Below are 17,172 nucleotides of genomic sequence, written 5' to 3' on the forward strand. Positions count from 1 at the left end.
GTGCCAGTTAAAGCCAGGTGGGTCATCGAGCGCTCGAATTCTTGGATGGAAAGGTGTAAAATTCTCATTAAAAACTTTGAGAGAACCTTAGATAATGCCACTGCCAAGATGAATCTTTGTTTTATTAGATTGATGATTAAGAGGCTGGCCTCTTAGAGCTCAAATGGGTTCTATATAATGAAACTCCCGATTTTATTCCTTTAACCAAATTAAGATTCCTCAAATCATGGCAGTCAACCTTGCCATCATATTTAATCCTGAGTTCCCAGTCTCTTTTGTTCACCTTTATAGAGATAGCGTAAGTTAGCATCAACTCGCTCGCTTGCCAATAAAGTTTAAATTTAACTTTCGCACAGCATCCTAGAATTTAGAGCGATAATAATAGCCATCAGCCACCAAATAACGTACAGAAGTGGGGAAGGAATAACGAGTATTTTTCAAATGTTCTGCATAGCCATCAACTCTTGTGAGGTAATGCTTTGAACTTTAATAATCCTGTTGTTTGAGATTTTCTTGATGCACAATTTTTAGGATTTTGCAACCATTATTTCACGCAATTTATTTGAGTGCGTGATGGAGTTTGCTGTAGGCTTAAGCTATAAAATAAACGCGTCGCAATTTCGAGAATATAAATCACATAAATTTCCAACCCCTGTTCCGATTTACCAGCTACACCATTATAAAAATAAGCTTTACCGTCAATACTCCGGACAGTTTTTAAAGAGCGAAGCTTGCTGAAGGCATCGCATCCTTATTTAAAAACTGTTCGGAGTATTGTAAAAGTACGGTTAGAGGGGGTGCGGGATTGTTTTTTTCCTAATCAAGAGAGTTAATGCCTACTTGTTGAAATATTCATCTTCTTACAAATTGGTTGTTTTAGGCAAGCGATCTCAAAGTCTATCCAACCGGAGGCTGTGGAGTAATCGCTACAGAATTAAAATCAAGCAATTAGTGAGCAGCAGGTGCCTTGGCTCCAGTGCCTCCCTTGCCGAGAAACAGCAGCAATGGCAGCGAGCAGAGAAAGAGAATGCCGACAAAGCGAAAAATGTCTGCGTAGGATAGAACGGCTGCCTGCGTATTGACTAATTGGGAGAGCGCGGCGAGGGCTTGTTTTTGGGCAGTTGCGGCATCAAAACCGCGACTCTGAAACAAACCAGTTAGTGCACTGAGCCGCTCAGTTGTTTCTGGATCGTAAGGCGTTAACTTTGCCAACAAAATGGCTCGATGAAAAGCCTCTCGTTGAGCCAGTAATGCGGTCAGAATGGCAATGCCAATACTACCGCCGAGCTGACGAGTCAAGTTATAGAAGCCCGATCCAGCCGATACATCTTCTTTGGGGATGGAACCCAATGTTGCCAAACTCAGAGGCAGGAACATCAAAACCGTAGTTGCACCGCGCCAGATTAGGGGCCAAAACAAATCATCAGTTCCGGTTTGGGGCGTGATTTTTGCCAGCTCGAACATGACTGCTGCGGTTCCACAGGCTCCCAGCGCAATTAAAATGCGGGCATCCACCTTAGTCGAAATTTTTCCCAATAAAACCATTATGATGGCGGACGCTAAAGCTCCTGGAGCGAGTAGAAATCCGGTTTGCATTGCCGAAAATCTCAGCACGCCTTGAGCAAACAGCGGTACAGCAAACAAGGCTCCGTACAACCCCATGCCCAAAATACCAGAGTAAAGGCTACCGGCTGCCAGGGATTTATGCCGCAGAACCCGCAAGTCAACTGCTGGTGCTTTTGTGCTGAGTTCTCGCCAGATGAACAGAAACAGCCCCATAACCGCCACAAACGCCAGGAGGGTAATGAAACCAGATTCAAACCAGTTTTCTTTTTCCCCTTCTTCCAAAAATGCTTGCAAACTACCTACCGCAATACACAGCAGTACAATTCCTGTCCAGTCCACTTTCTGCTGCCTCCGTCCGTGTTGCTTCGAGTCTGGTCGCAGGAACACGATCGCCATGATGACGGCCACAATACCGACGGGCAAATTGATAAAGAAAATCCAGCGCCAGCCTAATGTATCGGTCAGATAGCCGCCTAGCGTGGGCCCAATAGCCGGACCTGCAATCACCCCAACTCCAAACACCGACTGCGCTAACCCCTGTTCCGCAGGGGGAAAAGTTTCAAACAGAATCGCTTGCGCTTTTGCCAACAGTCCGCCTCCACACAAGCCTTGAAGAATTCGAGCTACCACCAGCACTGGCAGGTTAATGGATAAACCGCATAACACTGAGGCGGCTGTGAACCCGATCATTGAAAAGACAAAGTAGGTTTTCTTGCCGAAGAAGTCCCCCAACCAAGCAGAGAGCGGAATCATCACAACGTTGGCGATCGCGTAACCCGTTACGACCCAAGCAATTTCGGTCACGGTTGCGCCTAATGTCGCCTGCATATCTGTTAAAGCAACGTTCACAATGCTGCTATCAACGACTTCTAGAATGGCTCCTAAAGAAGCCGTCAGGGCGATCGCCCACTTGAGCGGTCCCTGCACGTATCCCGCTGGATCGAAGGCAGATTGTTTCAATTTTTTTAATGGTTTTGCTCGCTTTTGTTGAGCGTTTTGTTGAGCGTTTTGCTGGTCTTGAGGCTCAGACTGTTCCAAATCGGTAAAAGCCTGAATATCAATAGAATCTGGTTCAGTTGCATGACTCCGTATTTGAGGGCGTTTCATTTTTAGTCTCTACTTCTGCGATCGGCTCCGGCAGTTGCTTCGCACCACCGCAACGGGTTAGGGTGCTTCAATCGGGAAATGCCAAATTCATAAGAAAATTGTCAGGAACCTTCATTCTGGAGACGAAGTACGACTTACAGAAGACGCAGCTGTGCTAACTCCCCGCACCCATAAATCCACACAGCCTTCGATGTATCGTTTACGGCTATAGCCCCGGTTTACTTGAGAAACATGGCGGCGAATCATACCGGACAGCAGCATTCCAGTCAATTGATCCACTGCCAGTGCCAGATCCACATTCGGACTAATACTGCCGCGTTCAACACAGGTTTGTAGATAGGAAATTAGTTTTTCACGCAGCGGTAAAAATGATTGCTGAAGCACCTCCAGCGCTTCTGTCGGATGCCGGTGAGCTTCACCAATAAACATCCGAAATAGAGCTTCGTACTCCTCCAGCATGTCGTCGTGGAGCTTTGCATAATGCAGGAGATCGCGGCGTAGGTCATAAGTCCATTCGTCTTGATGCGCCAACGCCTCCGTCCGCAATGCTGTAATGTGCTGGGCAACCGCACTCAACACTTGCTCTTTGCTCTGAAAGCGGCGAAACAAAGTGACTTCACTCACATCTGCAACACGAGCAATTTCACGAGTTGTCGCTCCCACGTAGCCTTCTGTAGAGAAAACTTCAATCGCGGCTTTCAACAGCCGATCGCGGGTTTCTGCTGCACTTCGATTCGTTCTACTCATCTCAATTAATGTAAGCACTAACTTACATATTCTAGAGCGCCAAAGGGCTGTAACTTCAGCCGAAAGACGGATTTTTTGAAACACATCGGGTGGGATTTACGCTCAGATGCCGGGAAACTAGGGAAAATCGTCGCGCAAATAAACTAGAGATCGCAGCAGGAAACCCGGTTTCTAGGCTAAAGCCGAGAGGTAGAGTTGAGGGAGTGTTGCCACTCCACCACCTCTGTTCCGAAACCATGCTTGCGATTGTTCACCGCACAGATTGACGGGGCGACAATTCCGTCAAAAGTCTTACCTGTAGCCCAGGAGGGAAACTCGCAGCTCAAAAAAGATGGGCTAAAATTCACTTATTCGCCCTATTAAGTAATTCTGTGCGTGCGGAGCTGTGCGATCGCGTTAAGAATTTTAGAGTTCTGATTGCCCGTCTAGATCTACATATCCGCAATCTATCAGAGCCGGTTTTAATTTAAGCGTTTTTAGGTGTTATAATACTGCTTGAACATCTTGAGATGAAGCAGGTTTCACAGCAAACTGCTGCACTCCTTTATGAAAAATGGCATAGTATCCGTTATAACCGTTAACGAGTTCTAAATCAACCCATTTGACATAATAGAGTTCATCGCCTGTCGCTTTTAATTCAATTTCCAGCAAAGCTTTTTTATTGATACTTTTTGCCAGTTGCAAGGCAGCCTCAATAGCTTCTTTTTGTGTCACAGCCAAAGGAAGTTCGCCATCATAAACGAAGTGCTCTATCAGGAATATCTAACAAGTCCAAATTGTCGAATTAAATTTGTTGGTGCTCCGCTTAATGTTTCTGATTTTACCCTAAAGTTGCGGCGGTTCGTAAAACATGAAGGTACAGATAAATTAGCAGCAAATGGATTGTTTTAAACCAAGCATCCTAACTATTATTGTATCTAGATTTGACTCAACTTTACATCTCTGGTGGCAGCTTGCGATCTAACACTTTCAAGAGCGGAGTCGGGGGCGCCTCCACCGCCTTTCTACCGCCTCGATTTCAGGTGTCTGCAACAACTAACATCGCTCCACTTCTCCTTACAACCAAGCCTGAGAGCAAATGCTCTCAGGCTTTTCTAGCGGGATTTTTAACTGCTTGTTGGATTGGGCGCGCTAACTCAAGCAGAGGATTTGGTTTCTTCAGCTACTTGTTCGTTGTTGGGCAACTCCAGGCAATAACCAGCCCCATATACGGTTTTGATGTACCTAGGATGGCGGGGATCGGGTTCCATCTTGGTTCTCAAGTGTCTGATGTGTACACGAATAGTCTCGATGTCGTCGTCGGGGTCGTAACCCCACACTTCTTTGAGAATTTCGCTGGGAGAAACTGTCTGACCGTGGCGCTGAAGCAAGCAGTGCAGCAACTCAAACTCTAGGTGGGTCAGTTTGACTGTCTGATCGTACCAAACAGCTTCAAACCTTTCGGGGACAAGGGTCAGCGGGCCGTAATTCAGGATTTCGGAGTGTTTGGCAGCTTGGGGGATGCGGTCTGTGCGCCTTAGTAGAGCTCGCACTCGGGCTAGCATCTCTTCTAGTTCAAATGGTTTGGTCAGGTAGTCGTCGGCGCCGGAGTTGAAGCCTTCTACTTTGTCTTGAGTTTGACTTAAGGCTGTCAACATCAAGACGGGAATGTCTGAGGTGCGCTCGTCACGCCGCAAACGCTGACATACGGTGAACCCGTCTACTCTAGGCAGCATGAGGTCTAGCATGATCAGGTCGGGGAGCAGTTGTATGGCTAGTGCCTGACCTTTGATGCCGTCTTCTGCCTGGGTGACTTCGTAGCCAGCCATTTCTAGGTTGACGGCTACAAGTTCGGCGATCGCCGCGTCATCATCAATAACAAGTATCCGGGGCATCATTATTTATCTCACCGCTAACCGAATGGCAGAGCCTACAGCCTTCTGGGGGTTCCAGGTAACTTTAACGAACAATTTTTTAATTTTAAGCTTCATTAAGGATTATAAGGTTCATTAAGAACTTTGCGGGCTGTGTAAATATTCTTGTAGTAATTATAAGCCCTAGGAGCGCATATCACAAAACTGTTCGCCAAAAATCTTGCTGGGGGCCGGTTTTTTACGGGCAAGAACAGCCTCAACTTGTGGAGGGTGCGCCTGCGACTTGACAGAATCCCCTAACGGTAGCCCGCGTCTTGCAGAACCCAGTTAACCATTAACTGTTACCTGTTAATTTTTTGAAGAGGTTAATTTTTATTAAAAAAACTTTAGTGTTTTTTGAGGGGTAGTGCTTACTTCTTTCGGGTGTTGACGCTACATTTAAATAATATCAATATAAGTATTGATAAAAAAACAAAATATATTCTATTGTTTAATAGAATCCGATAAAGGTCAAATAATCAATCCCGTCACCTAAAAATTTTAAGCCGATTTTTTTGCAGGTGGGGCTGATTTTCTAATCTGCCTGGAATCAGCAAAACAACCGCTTGCATACCTACTGAGGGCGAGTTTGCGATCGAGCTGGCTGAGTATTTTTGCTTGGTATAGTCGCCTTAGAGCCTAATTTTTGGAAATAAAGACCCCCGATGGTGGCTAAGAATATTGTGTAAGCCGCCGCTTGAACGAGATAAAGTCGATCTCTGTATCCAAATAGTGCTTTGAGAACGACTCCCGGAAATTCCCGATCGGGCAAAGTTTCCGCTGCATTCCACACCATCGGGCCTAAAATACAAGAGTGGAGTGATGCGAGGCGATCGTAATAAACACAAATCGCTGCATACTTGCTATTCATCTGGGACAAAATCCCAGCGGCTTGGTCAAAATGTTTGAGTGCAGATACTGCCAAACCTGCTACGATTAACAGCAACAAAATCCCCATAAACTTGAAAAACAGGCGGATATCAATTTTGACACCCCACTTGAACAGTAGCGCGCCAATGGTTGCCGCCCCAGTCAAACCGCCCAAAGCTCCCAAAGCGGGACTCAAACCTTGTTGAAACTGAGCACTGACAAATATAACTGTTTCAAAACCTTCGCGCAGTACCGCAATAAAAATTAAGCCAAATATGCCCCAGCCGGCATTGCTATTTTCTGTCAAAGCTGCTGTAACTGCTCCTTCAACTTCTGCTTTGAGAAAGCGCGCTTGCTGAGTCATCCAAATTAGCATCCAGCTTAGCATTGCGATCGCCACAATTCCCAACACGCCCTCTAATAGCTGTTTAATTACTGGTGCGTAAGGCTGCTCGGAGGTTGATAATACTGCCAGCAACCCATGGAATAGAGCACCGACAAAACCGCTAGCAGCAATGCCGGCTGCGACACCTGCATAAACCCATGAATTGAGGTGACTTTGCTCGGATTTTTTGAGACAAGCTAGTACAATTCCGACGACTAAGGCGGCTTCTACGCCTTCGCGCAGGGTAATTACAAAAGTCGGTAGCGCTTCACTAAAATTCATTTTTTATAATCATGGGGCATGGGGGAGAGGGCAGGAGCATGGGGACTTGGTCATTGGTCATTGGAAATAACAACTCACCAATAACCAATAACCAATGATTAAATCAACTATAATCGCGCAGCATTTTTTTCAATTCTACTTGGTGCAATTCTTCTTGTCCAATTAGATTGCGGGCATATTCTTCCAAATAAACGCTGGAGTCAGTCACAACTTCAAGTAAAGATTTATACTTTTTAAGCGCTTTTTTCTCGTGATTTAAACTTTCTTCTAACAAGTCTTTCACCGAGTGTTTGTAGGTTTCTTCTATGGGAGCAATTTTCTGACTGGGATGCCCCTCTAAACCGGTGAGAATTTCTCCTGCTTGTTGGGCGTGGAGTAGGGATTCCGTTGCTTGTGCTTTAAAAAACTGCACGATGGGAATCCGGTTTGGTCCTGTCACCATTAGTGAATAGTGGGTATAGCGCACGACACCTGCAAGTTCCCATTCCATGATGGTGCATAGCAGTTCCTGGGTTTTTTTCTCGTCAAGTTCTTTCATTTGTTGTTTTAGAAGTAGCAGGCCTTAGAGGGCGCTGTTTATAATACCACATTTAAGTTAAAAATGAAAAGTAAGGTGCTGATAGCGCACCTTACCGGAGAGATGTTGTATGTGAGTTACGGGTTAACTTCTAAGGTTCCAGTAGGAGCAAACACTACAGTAAACTTAAAGAATGCTGCTGCACTGTTACCCCTGCTAGTTTCAGAAGATTTCAGCAGATTTGGTAAAGGAGTTTCTTGGGTGTAATCCTTGGCTGGTTGATTGAGAGGCTCGAAATTGCCGATCGCGCCATCTTGACTTGTAGTGACTCGATACACTAGATTTTGATTGAACGTAGGGCTAGTTTGCCAACTTCGATCGATGCGATCGTAGACTTTCAGAGCTAACTCATCTAGTTTTACGCGATCCGTAATGTCTGCTGTCTGATTTGTTTCATCCACCGCCTGAACTTCCTGCTGGCCTGCTGATACAGGTACAGCTTGGACAGTCTTATCTGTAGGGCTACTTGCAATAGCCGTTTCAGTAGATGTATTAGTGAAAGGTACAACCTGTGGAGACTTCTCAAGCAGCTTTTTTTGGCTGTAAACAACTAAACTGGAATTATTTGTAGTCGCAAGCGCACTGCTACTGGCAATAGCTGGTTCCGCCAGCCCCTTAGCAACAGCGTTAGCGGGATTTTTGCCCTCGATGGTCAAAGACTTGACGTAGGAACCGAGAAACTTTTCTTTTTGGCTGACGCGCCACATTGAGATAGGAAAAGTCACAAAGAAAAGAGTCAAAACTCCCATACTAATCCAAACTATTTTGTGCATCTCCCTGGCAGGGAGCGGCTTATTTTTTGTTTCCATCATCAAACCTCACATTACTTAAGTTAACGGCAAATAGGGAAATAGAGGATGCCAGGACATAGCTGTCGCAGCAACTAACAAAGCAAACATCCAGAAAAATATGGTGCGGCTTTTAATCTGCTGATTTTTCCACAGCAGATGCAGAATTTGCCAACTGACAAGCCAACCGACAAGCAACATAGTTTCTTTGCCCGTGTAGCTGCCGATGTTGCCCCACAATTCATCATTAGTCTTGCTTCCCGGAATCCAACTACCGAGGTTCCAAAGCATTTCGTTTATCTCTTTAGATGTGTCCCCTAAATGGTGACTCACCATCATTGTGAAACAACCAATTGCAACGCTAACTATTGCTGCTGCTGCTGGGCCCGAAACGTTAGGCGCAGTTGCCGAACCCTCAGCTAAACCGTTAGGAAAGTGTTTTAATTTGCTCCAAAATTTTCCGTAAAAAGGTTCATCACCCGCATGACTTTGGCGGGATAATTGTCTGGTCATTTCACAAATCTCCTATGATAGTTGATAGTTGAGAGTGGGTAGGGGCAGTGCCACCTTGTCCGCCCTGAGAGTCAATCGAGTGAGAGTTGAGAGTCGATCGATTGATAGTTGATAATTGGCAAATGCTGACTACAAAGAATGAATTTTAGCAACGCCAATTCCACTTACCATGCCACCCATTGAAAAAAACATTAGCGCCATCAAAGCTACACAGGTTGCGGTTAAAACCGGGCGATTCTGCTTTTCTAAAATTGCATCGCCGTAAGTCCACAGAATCCAGGTGCAAGCTATTGCTAATGGCAGGGTAAACAGGACGCTAAACTCGTGATATTCCATCAAAACATACTGCCCTAAAGGCGAGTTTTCTTTCAGCCAAGCCCGAGCTCCGCCAAAGTCCAAGCCTGCTCGATAACGCATATAAGCCCAATTGCCGGTAGCTATGGCTAAAAAGCTCAAAATAGATGACCAAAAGGCTAATGTACGCATTTGCGGCAAGATTTTACCTGCACCCCGCAGCAAGGGGAAAGCTAAATGTCCCGTGTAAACCATCACTACCATTGCAAACATTGCGCCTAAGCCGTGAATGGTTCCCATCAATCGTTGCCAATGGCTGGGATGCAGTAGGTTGACTAAAGGTAAAAACAGAAACATACCAGCCGATAAAAAACTCAGTCCGTAGACAGACACTTGAGCGATATCTAACTGTTTGGGAAATTCAGATGGAACTAAATCGTTAGTTGAGTCTTGGGTTGAGTGCTGCACCACTGGCAAACCTCCTGTAGGTTGTACGGAAAATTACTTGAGAATAAACGCATTAGTATTTTGAGTTTCTTGATAATGCAGGTTGTGCGGGCAAAGCCGATCGCACATTGGCGCGATCGACAACCGCAAACATACTGCTAACTATATCAACTAGCAATAATTCGGACTTTTTAGTTTCTATAAAACGCAATACTTTGGCTGGGACTAGCTCTCTGCTAATTTCACTGTTGCGGTAGTCAAAAACTTAATGCTATTTATTCTCAAGAGTTGAGAATAAAACCAATGAGAGATTTTCAGTATATTCTTTATATTTTTTTAATATTTTTGTTTGAGCTTGGCGGTGAATACAATTTTGGAGTTGAATCTGTAAACAAATATTGATAATTCTTATCAAAAAGCTTGAATGTGAGGGTGGTCGGTAAAATATCCAAATAATTCTTCAGAATTATTTAATGCAAAATTTCTCATCCTCAAAATTCTGGCTTCACAGCCAGAATCTATATCGAGTAAGCGATCGCCCGCCGCAAAACCCCCGATCGCTCGATCGCATTAATGCCCCCAGAGGGGGTTTTAAATTTTTGTAAAAAATAGTTGACTAAAGAGTTGGAAGTTCTCTCGTTTGGGATAGATCGATGCACATACCTGATGGTTTCCTTTCACCCCCAGTAGCCATTGCCACCGGCATAGCAAGTGCAGCAGTAATTGCAGTTGCCCTAAATCGAACCCGCGCCAGTCTTGGACTTCGACAAGCCCCAATCATGGGCTTAACTACAGCTTTCGTGTTTGCAGCCCAGATGATCAACTTTCCCGTAGCCGGTGGCACCAGCGGCCACTTGTTGGGAGGGGCGCTCGCATCCGTCGTTCTGGGGAGTCCTTGGGCGGCAACTTTAGCGATGAGCACAGTTTTTATAATTCAGAGCGTCTTGTTTGCCGACGGGGGCATCACCGCCTTGGGAGCCAATATTTTTAATATGGGGCTAGTTGGAATTTGGGCGGGCTGGTGGCTGTTGCAGCCGTTGCAGCAACTGTTGGGAGGTTCCCGAAATCGTTTGCCGCTAGCAGCAGGGATTGCCGCCGCCCTTAGCGTTGTGGCTGCTTCGATTTGCGTGGCGATCGAACTCGCAATTTCTGGTACAGTAGCGCTCAATATCGCATTGCCAGCAATGGTAGGCGTACATATTTTAATTGGGATTGGCGAAGGGGTAATTACAGGCGGCGTTTTAACTTATCTCGTCAAAGTGCGGCCGGATTTACTGCCGGGACAACAGCCACAATTGCAGAAATGGGTAGTGCCAGTAATCGGAGTTTTATTAATTTCGGGGGTGCTTTCGCTGTTTGCTTCAAGTTGGCCTGACGGGTTAGAATCGGTAGCCGAAAAACACGGCTTTAAAAATAAAGAAGCTGTGGCGATCGAAAATCCTACTCCTTTAGCAGATTACACAGTTAAAGGATTAGAAGAACAGCCTATTGGTACTAGCATTGCTGGACTGTTAGGGTCTGCATTCAGCTTCGGCGCGGCTTTTGGAATTGCTCAGTTGGTGGTAAAACCTAAAGATGTCTAAACTCTCCATACCTTTTCGATTGCGAGTGTCTCTCACAATTGTGATTGGCATGGGTTTTCTGAAGACAGGCGCTTGGCTGTGGCTGGGAATTTATGGGGCGATCGCATTTTTTTGGTCGTTTCGGCTCAGGGCTCCGGTGCGAACTCTAGCGCAACTGTTGGGAGCAGAATTGCTTTTTCTCTCCTTATTAGTGCTGCCCCAAGGTTGGGAACGAGCCAGTTTTTTGTTGCTGCGTTCCCTAATTTGCCTGCTAATTATGAACAGCTTCCTGCTAACTTTGCCACCCCACAGTTTCGGAATCGCCCTCAAAGGATTACCCCTACCAGCAGGTTTGCAAGAGATTGTACTTTTAACAGGACAATACTTAGAAATCCTGCTGACAGAAGTCAACCGCATGAAAATATCTGCCCAACTCCGGGGCTTGTCCGGTACCGGAGGATGGCTGCGTTACGCGAGTGCTTCCATGATCGGAGCGCTTTATTTGCGAAGTCTCGATCGGGCAGAAAGAGTACACGCCGCCATGCTAATTCGCGGCTATAAAGGAAGTTTGCCCTCCGACTCAAAATCGACACCTAAAGAGCGACTCTGGCTGACACTAGCAATTTTAATAGCAGCCGGATTAACAATAGCTTCTTACGGTAATTGGGAATGGGTAATTGGGAAGGGGTAATTAACTGGTTCCCAAGCTCTGCCTGGGAACCGATGTCCAGAGGCTCTGCCGCGCTTCTTGCGGAGGAAAATTAAAGGCAGAGCCGACCGATCTGCGTTACCAGGCAGAGTCTGGTAATGAGTAGAAATCATTGAATCTAAAATCTAACATCTAACATCTAACATCTAAAATCGGATGACTAATCTCAAATCCGCACCAACGATCGAAGTGCAAGACTTAGTATTTGGCTATCCCGATCAAAAGCCAATATTGCGGGGAATTTCTTTTAGTTTCCAACCGGGAGAAAGAGTTGCTCTCCTCGGTCTGACAGGTGCTGGTAAAAGCACTTTGCTCGAAAACTTAATCGGATTAAAAATGCCTCAAGCGGGCGAGATTAGAGTGCAAGGAAAAAAGTTGGAAGAGGCGAATTTATCGCAGGCGCGCAGGCAGATTGGATTTTGCTTTCAAGATGCTAACGACCAGCTATTTATGCCGACTATTTTAGAGGATGTCATGTTCGGGCCGCGCAATTACGGAGTGCCACCCGGAGTTGCGCGCGATCGAGCTTTAGCGCTATTAGACGAATTTGGTTTAGTAGAATTTGCCAACCGTTCTGCCCACGAACTTTCTGGAGGTCAAAGGAGGTTAGCAGCCTTGGCAGCAATTTTAGCATTAGAGCCGGCAATTTTGATCTTAGATGAGCCGACTAATGGACTAGATCCCTCGTGGCGGCGTCACTTGGCGTCAGTTTTGTCCCAATTGCCGATCGAGGTAATTTTGATCGCTTCTCACAACTTGAATTGGATCGGGAAAACGACTCAAAGGGCGTTAGTTTTGGCGGATGGTGAGATAAAAATTGACAGAAAAACCAAAGATTTGTTGGCAGATAAATCAACTCTAGAATATTACAATTTGCCACCAGATTGGTAATTAAGTATTGGTCATCAGTCATTACATACAGCAGTGATAACTAACCACAAGAGCTGGTAAAAATTGGGGGGACATCACAGACTATGTATATCTGAAATTAAAGCTCGAATTTGCGAACTGCTTCATTATAAAAATGAATAGCTAAATCGCGAAGAATTTCTTCATTTTGAAAATCATTTCCTAACTTCTCTTTCGCCGTTAAAACACACATTTTCATCAACTCGGATGAACTTTCGATGTGAAGCGCGATCGCACTTTGGTTTTGTTGAAACCCAACCTCGATTTCCGCAAGCATTTTGACCGATTGATAATTAGCAGATTGCTGTAAATTTGCCGCCATTTTTTCCTGCTTTTTCCTTTGGACTTCCTCGGAAAAACCCGCAGCAATGAGCCCCGCCGGTAACGCAAAAATACCTATTCCCAAAAATGCTAATATTGCGCCTAAAAATTTCCCTAAAGGAGTGATTGGATAAATATCACCGTAACCGACAGTAGTTAATGTCACAACTCCCCACCACATTGCATCGGGGATGCTCGCAAAAGTTTCTGGATGCGCCTCGTTTTCAACAAAATACATGACGCTAGAGGCAAATATTAACAGAATAAAAACTGCAAATGCAGTGGCAATTAACTCCTCTTTTTTAGCGTACAATACTGCTCCCAGAGTTCTAAGTAATTCTGAATAGCGGCTCATTTTTAGCAACCGCAACAAGCGCAGTAGGCGAATTAAATTAACGAAGCTTAAATTAGGAAATAACAGCAATGAGTAAAAGGGTAGGATTGAAATTAAATCTATCAGACTTAGCGGTGTAAGACCGTATCTCAATCTTCCCCAAAGCGGGTGGGTGTATCTGCTATCGACTGTACACACCCACAGCCTCAAAATATATTCAATTGTAAATACTAAGGATGAAACAATTTCGATATTTTCCAAAATTAACTTTTGTTCTTGCGACAAGGTGGGCGAAGTAGAAGCAATAAAAGCTGCTACGTTGATTACAATTAAACAAGTTATAAAAATATCGTCTGCTAAACTGTATAAATTGCCCATTTCGGATTTTTCTAAAATTTCCTATATTTGAGTTTTTATTTTTTTGGGCATCTGATTTTTTCCTCAAAAGTAGGAATTAACGCTCGATCGTTAATACAGTATAAGCAATTGTATTCAAAACAATAAGCAAGACTTGCCTTACGGCTAAAAATCTGGTTTCTTGAGAGAGGCCTCGTTGCGAAACTCAATATTGATCGTGGAAACTGGGTTGTTTGGGTCAACGGCGTTCTACTAAAATTTAGAGTTAATCTGAAAAGAATTTCCAATTACTACTGGGTTTGCAGGCAAAAATCATGAAGGTAGCCGTATTCAGCACCAAATCCTACGATCGCACATTTCTGGAAGCAGCGAATGTCGGCGGCAAACACGATTTAGTTTTTTTTGAACCGCGTCTGAACCTGGAAACCAGCGTTTTGGCTGCTGGATTTCCTGCAGTCTGCGCGTTTGTGAACGACTCCTTGGACGCGAAAACGCTGCTTAGCATTGCCGAAAAAGGCGTCCGCTTGCTGGCCCTGAGATCGGCTGGATTCAATCACGTCGATTTAGCAGCAGCGAAGGATTTAGATCTAACTCTGCTGCGAGTTCCGGCTTATTCTCCCTACGCAGTGGCAGAACACGCAGTCGCTCTAATTTTGTCCCTCAACCGCAGAATCCATCGGGCCTACAACCGCGTCCGCGAAGGCAATTTCGCCCTAGATGGCTTGTTGGGTTTTGACCTCCACGGTAAAACGGTGGGAATCGTCGGAACAGGCAGAATTGGCGCAATTACTGCCCAAATTCTGCACGGATTCGGATGCCGCCTGCTGGGATACGATGTTTACCAAAACCCAGATTGCCTCGCCCTAGGCATGGAATACGTCGCACTCCCGGAACTGTTCGCCACCTCTGATATTGTCAGCCTACACTGTCCGCTGATACCGGAAACTTACCATTTAATCGGTGCAGAGGCGATCGAGCAAATGAAACCGGGAATGATGCTGATCAATACCAGCCGCGGTCAGTTGATTGACACTAAAGCTGTTACCAAAGCACTAAAGTCTGGTATAATTGGCTACCTCGGCTTAGATGTTTACGAACAAGAGACGGATTTGTTTTTTGAAGATTTGTCAAATCACGTCATCCAAGACGACATTTTTCAGCGTTTGCTGACTTTCCCCAACGTCCTGATTACCGGACACCAAGCTTTTTTCACTGAGGAAGCTTTGAAAAATATCGCCGAAACCACGATCGGCAATATCACCGACTTTGAACAAGGACGCCCTTGCCCGAATCAAATCGACCTATATCAAGTGAAAAAATGAGTCAAAAGAGCGATTTGGCAGCGAAGGCAATTGTTTAAAATCAAGTCATATCGTTATTTTTGCTTGCAATTTGTGAAACTCTGCCTTAGTCTCATCAATTAGTCCCTGCAGCGCGGATGCTGTGCTAATTGCCGGAGAATTATACTGGCAGCAATTCACAGCCTGCAATTTTACCTGACAACGGAGGAAGTATTCAATGACACAAGCTAACTTTTCGGACGAGACACAAACGATCACTGAAGTCGTGACAGTAGATCTGGTGGAGGACAAACCGGGAGTCATGACTACAGTGACAACCACAGAAACACCGGCCAGCCAGTTCCAAGATATTAAAGACCAAGTTATTACAATTTTGTCGGAACTTCCAGCTTATCTATCCAATTTTTTTGCTGACTACCAAAAGCCCCTCATAACTGTTGGTTTAATTCTGGCAGGCGGTATTAGTATTAAGGTAATGCTGGGAGTTTTAGGTGCTCTTAATGATGTCCCTTTGGTAGCTCCAGTTTTTGAGTTGATTGGCATGGGATATACGGGTTGGTTTGTTTACCGCTATCTGCTCAAGGCTTCCGATCGCCAAGAGTTGTTAACGGAAATTGATTCTTTAAAAGAACAAGTTGTAGGTAAGGATTCTTAAACGGATGTTGAAGGAAGAGGGAAGTTCGGCAACTAGCACTGTACAAGATGTAACGGATGTCAGGAAAAAGGAAGAAAGAGGATTTTTCTCACTCTCTCATCTCCTTCCTAATCTCCCTCTCCTCCCACTCCTCCCTCTCCCACTCTCCCGCTCTCAATTTGGATGGCAAACTTGTTGTAAAGTGGCGGTAAAGTCGGGGTAGGAAATGGCAGCAGCTTCGGCCCGGTGAATGTTAGTAATACCTGTGGCGTTGAGGGCTGCGATCGCCAAACTCATCGCTATTCTGTGGTCGGTGTAGCTGTCAACATCCGCACCGATCAAAGGAGTTCCCCCGGTAATTTCTAAACCGTCGGGTAACTCGGAAATTTGGGCTCCCATGCGGTTGAGTTCCGCAGCAGTCACGGCCAGCCGATCGCTTTCTTTGACACGCAACTCGGCCGCATCTCGAATTATTGTAGTACCCGACGCAAAGATCGCCGCTACGGCCAAAATCGGGATTTCGTCAATCAGTCGGGGAATTAAGTCGCCCGCAATGGTGCATCCCCGCAATTGGCCGGAACTGCGAACCAAAATATCGGCTACCGGTTCTCCGGCAGCCTCTCGCTGATTTTGCAGTTCAATATCGGCGCCCATCATTTCCAAAGCTTCTAAAATGCCTGTACGAGTTGGGTTGACGCCGACATTTTCCACTACGAGCTCGGAACCGGGGACGATCGCCCCAGCAACTAGCCAAAATGCCGCCGAACTAATATCCCCCGGTACAATCACATTCTGCCCTTGCAGTTGTGTCGGCCCAGTAACTGTCACGCTGCAAGTTTCTGGATCGACGCTCAATTGGGCTCCAAACGCTCGCAGCATCCGCTCGCTGTGATCCCGCGACAGGGCGGGTTCTGTGACTGTAGTTTCTCCGCTTGCCATCAAACCGGCGAGCAATATGCAAGATTTAACTTGAGCCGAGGCGATCGGAGAATGGTAGTGAATCGGTTTTAACTGCTGTCCGAGTATCCCTAAAGGAGCTAAAGAATTGCTCTTTCGACCCCAAATTTGCGCTCCCATTTGTTGTAGCGGTTTAATGACGCGCGACATGGGGCGCGATCGCAAAGAACTGTCACCTGTTACTGCATAAAAACGCCCCGGATGAGAGGCTAAAATTCCCAACATCAGCCGCATCGTTGTGCCGGAATTGCCTGCATCCAAGACATCCACAGGCTCCTCTAACTCGCCAATTCCGACGCCCCGGACTGTCACCCGTTCCGCGTTGAGTTCAGAAACTTTGGCTCCCAGGAGCGAGAAACATTTAGCCGTGCTGCGGGGGTCTTCCCCTAGGAGTAGTCCTTCAATTGTCGTTTCGCCTTGGGCGATCGCACCCAACATCAAAGCTCGGTGAGAAATCGACTTATCGCCTGGAACTCGAATCCTCCCCACCAGTGACAAGCCCGATGCAGGTTTTTGAACGCTTAAAGTTTGGCTTTTGTCAAGAAGCGTAGTAGTTATAATGTCAGCTTGCATTGAGATAAACTAGGATTGGATGGTGTTAGCTATCCTACCTTTTTCCC

General features: G+C 45.7%; 17 protein-coding genes. 5 read left to right on the forward strand and 12 right to left on the reverse strand.

Going from position 1 to position 17,172, the window contains the following annotated elements; all coding sequences use genetic code 11:
• Positions 1-948 precede the first annotated feature (948 nt).
• The 10 genes from QUA45_RS16565 to QUA45_RS16610 form a co-directional block, all read right to left on the reverse strand.
• Complete coding sequence (locus QUA45_RS16565) at positions 949-2,673, reverse strand: DHA2 family efflux MFS transporter permease subunit (protein WP_333100926.1); 1,725 nt, start codon at positions 2,671-2,673, stop codon at positions 949-951.
• A gap of 111 nt (positions 2,674-2,784) precedes the next feature.
• Positions 2,785-3,375: a TetR/AcrR family transcriptional regulator gene (locus tag QUA45_RS16570; RefSeq protein ID WP_333221572.1), complete on the reverse strand. Its 591-nt coding sequence runs from the start codon at positions 3,373-3,375 to the stop codon at positions 2,785-2,787.
• Positions 3,376-3,903: 528 nt separating this feature from the next.
• Positions 3,904-4,140 (reverse strand): hypothetical protein, encoded by a 237-nt coding sequence (locus tag QUA45_RS16575; RefSeq protein WP_333221574.1) that lies wholly within the window; start codon positions 4,138-4,140, stop codon positions 3,904-3,906.
• A gap of 416 nt (positions 4,141-4,556) precedes the next feature.
• On the reverse strand, positions 4,557-5,294 hold the full coding sequence (locus QUA45_RS16580; protein ID WP_333072153.1) for a response regulator transcription factor: 738 nt from the start codon (positions 5,292-5,294) through the stop codon (positions 4,557-4,559).
• 592 nt (positions 5,295-5,886) lie between these two features.
• Positions 5,887-6,849 (reverse strand): FTR1 family protein, encoded by a 963-nt coding sequence (locus QUA45_RS16585; RefSeq protein WP_333100922.1) that lies wholly within the window; start codon positions 6,847-6,849, stop codon positions 5,887-5,889.
• Between the two features lie 103 nt (positions 6,850-6,952).
• Positions 6,953-7,387: a ferritin-like domain-containing protein gene (locus QUA45_RS16590; protein WP_332954961.1), complete on the reverse strand. Its 435-nt coding sequence runs from the start codon at positions 7,385-7,387 to the stop codon at positions 6,953-6,955.
• Between the two features lie 116 nt (positions 7,388-7,503).
• On the reverse strand, positions 7,504-8,238 hold the full coding sequence (locus tag QUA45_RS16595; RefSeq protein ID WP_333221576.1) for a hypothetical protein: 735 nt from the start codon (positions 8,236-8,238) through the stop codon (positions 7,504-7,506).
• A gap of 15 nt (positions 8,239-8,253) precedes the next feature.
• Positions 8,254-8,727 (reverse strand): hypothetical protein, encoded by a 474-nt coding sequence (locus QUA45_RS16600; protein ID WP_333100919.1) that lies wholly within the window; start codon positions 8,725-8,727, stop codon positions 8,254-8,256.
• Positions 8,728-8,856: 129 nt separating this feature from the next.
• Complete coding sequence (locus QUA45_RS16605) at positions 8,857-9,492, reverse strand: hypothetical protein (protein WP_333100918.1); 636 nt, start codon at positions 9,490-9,492, stop codon at positions 8,857-8,859.
• Between the two features lie 49 nt (positions 9,493-9,541).
• Entirely contained in the window at positions 9,542-9,679 is a 138-nt protein-coding gene (locus QUA45_RS16610; protein ID WP_333100917.1) for a hypothetical protein, read from the reverse strand.
• A gap of 442 nt (positions 9,680-10,121) precedes the next feature.
• Between QUA45_RS16610 and QUA45_RS16615 the strand changes: the two genes are divergently transcribed.
• The 3 genes from QUA45_RS16615 to QUA45_RS16625 all read left to right on the forward strand — a co-directional run bounded on the left by QUA45_RS16615 (position 10,122) and on the right by QUA45_RS16625 (position 12,630).
• Entirely contained in the window at positions 10,122-11,051 is a 930-nt protein-coding gene (locus tag QUA45_RS16615) for an energy-coupling factor ABC transporter permease (RefSeq protein WP_333100916.1), read from the forward strand.
• Complete coding sequence (locus tag QUA45_RS16620) at positions 11,044-11,721, forward strand: energy-coupling factor transporter transmembrane component T (protein ID WP_333100915.1); 678 nt, start codon at positions 11,044-11,046, stop codon at positions 11,719-11,721. The genes QUA45_RS16615 and QUA45_RS16620 overlap by 8 nt, the downstream gene beginning before the upstream one ends.
• Before the next feature lie 174 nt (positions 11,722-11,895).
• Positions 11,896-12,630 carry an ABC transporter ATP-binding protein gene (locus QUA45_RS16625; protein ID WP_333100914.1) on the forward strand — a complete coding sequence of 245 codons (735 nt, stop codon included), beginning with the start codon at positions 11,896-11,898 and terminating at the stop codon, positions 12,628-12,630.
• Positions 12,631-12,727: 97 nt separating this feature from the next.
• Here the strand turns inward: QUA45_RS16625 and QUA45_RS16630 are convergent, their stop codons facing one another.
• Positions 12,728-13,681: an ion transporter gene (locus QUA45_RS16630; protein ID WP_333221577.1), complete on the reverse strand. Its 954-nt coding sequence runs from the start codon at positions 13,679-13,681 to the stop codon at positions 12,728-12,730.
• A gap of 293 nt (positions 13,682-13,974) precedes the next feature.
• Between QUA45_RS16630 and QUA45_RS16635 the strand changes: the two genes are divergently transcribed.
• Both QUA45_RS16635 and QUA45_RS16640 read left to right on the forward strand, forming a co-directional pair.
• Positions 13,975-14,982, forward strand: coding sequence for a 2-hydroxyacid dehydrogenase (locus QUA45_RS16635; RefSeq protein WP_333221579.1), 1,008 nt, complete (start codon positions 13,975-13,977; stop codon positions 14,980-14,982).
• A gap of 196 nt (positions 14,983-15,178) precedes the next feature.
• Positions 15,179-15,616 carry a CAAD domain-containing protein gene (locus QUA45_RS16640; protein WP_333100475.1) on the forward strand — a complete coding sequence of 146 codons (438 nt, stop codon included), beginning with the start codon at positions 15,179-15,181 and terminating at the stop codon, positions 15,614-15,616.
• 153 nt (positions 15,617-15,769) lie between these two features.
• On the opposite strand, the gene aroA is transcribed toward QUA45_RS16640, so the two are convergent.
• A complete protein-coding gene (aroA, locus tag QUA45_RS16645) occupies positions 15,770-17,125 on the reverse strand; it encodes a 3-phosphoshikimate 1-carboxyvinyltransferase (protein ID WP_333221581.1) in 1,356 nt (451 codons plus the stop codon).
• Positions 17,126-17,172: the final 47 nt, after the last annotated feature.

The organism is Microcoleus sp. Pol12A5 (genome assembly GCF_036701435.1).
GTDB lineage: Bacteria > Cyanobacteriota > Cyanobacteriia > Cyanobacteriales > Microcoleaceae > Microcoleus.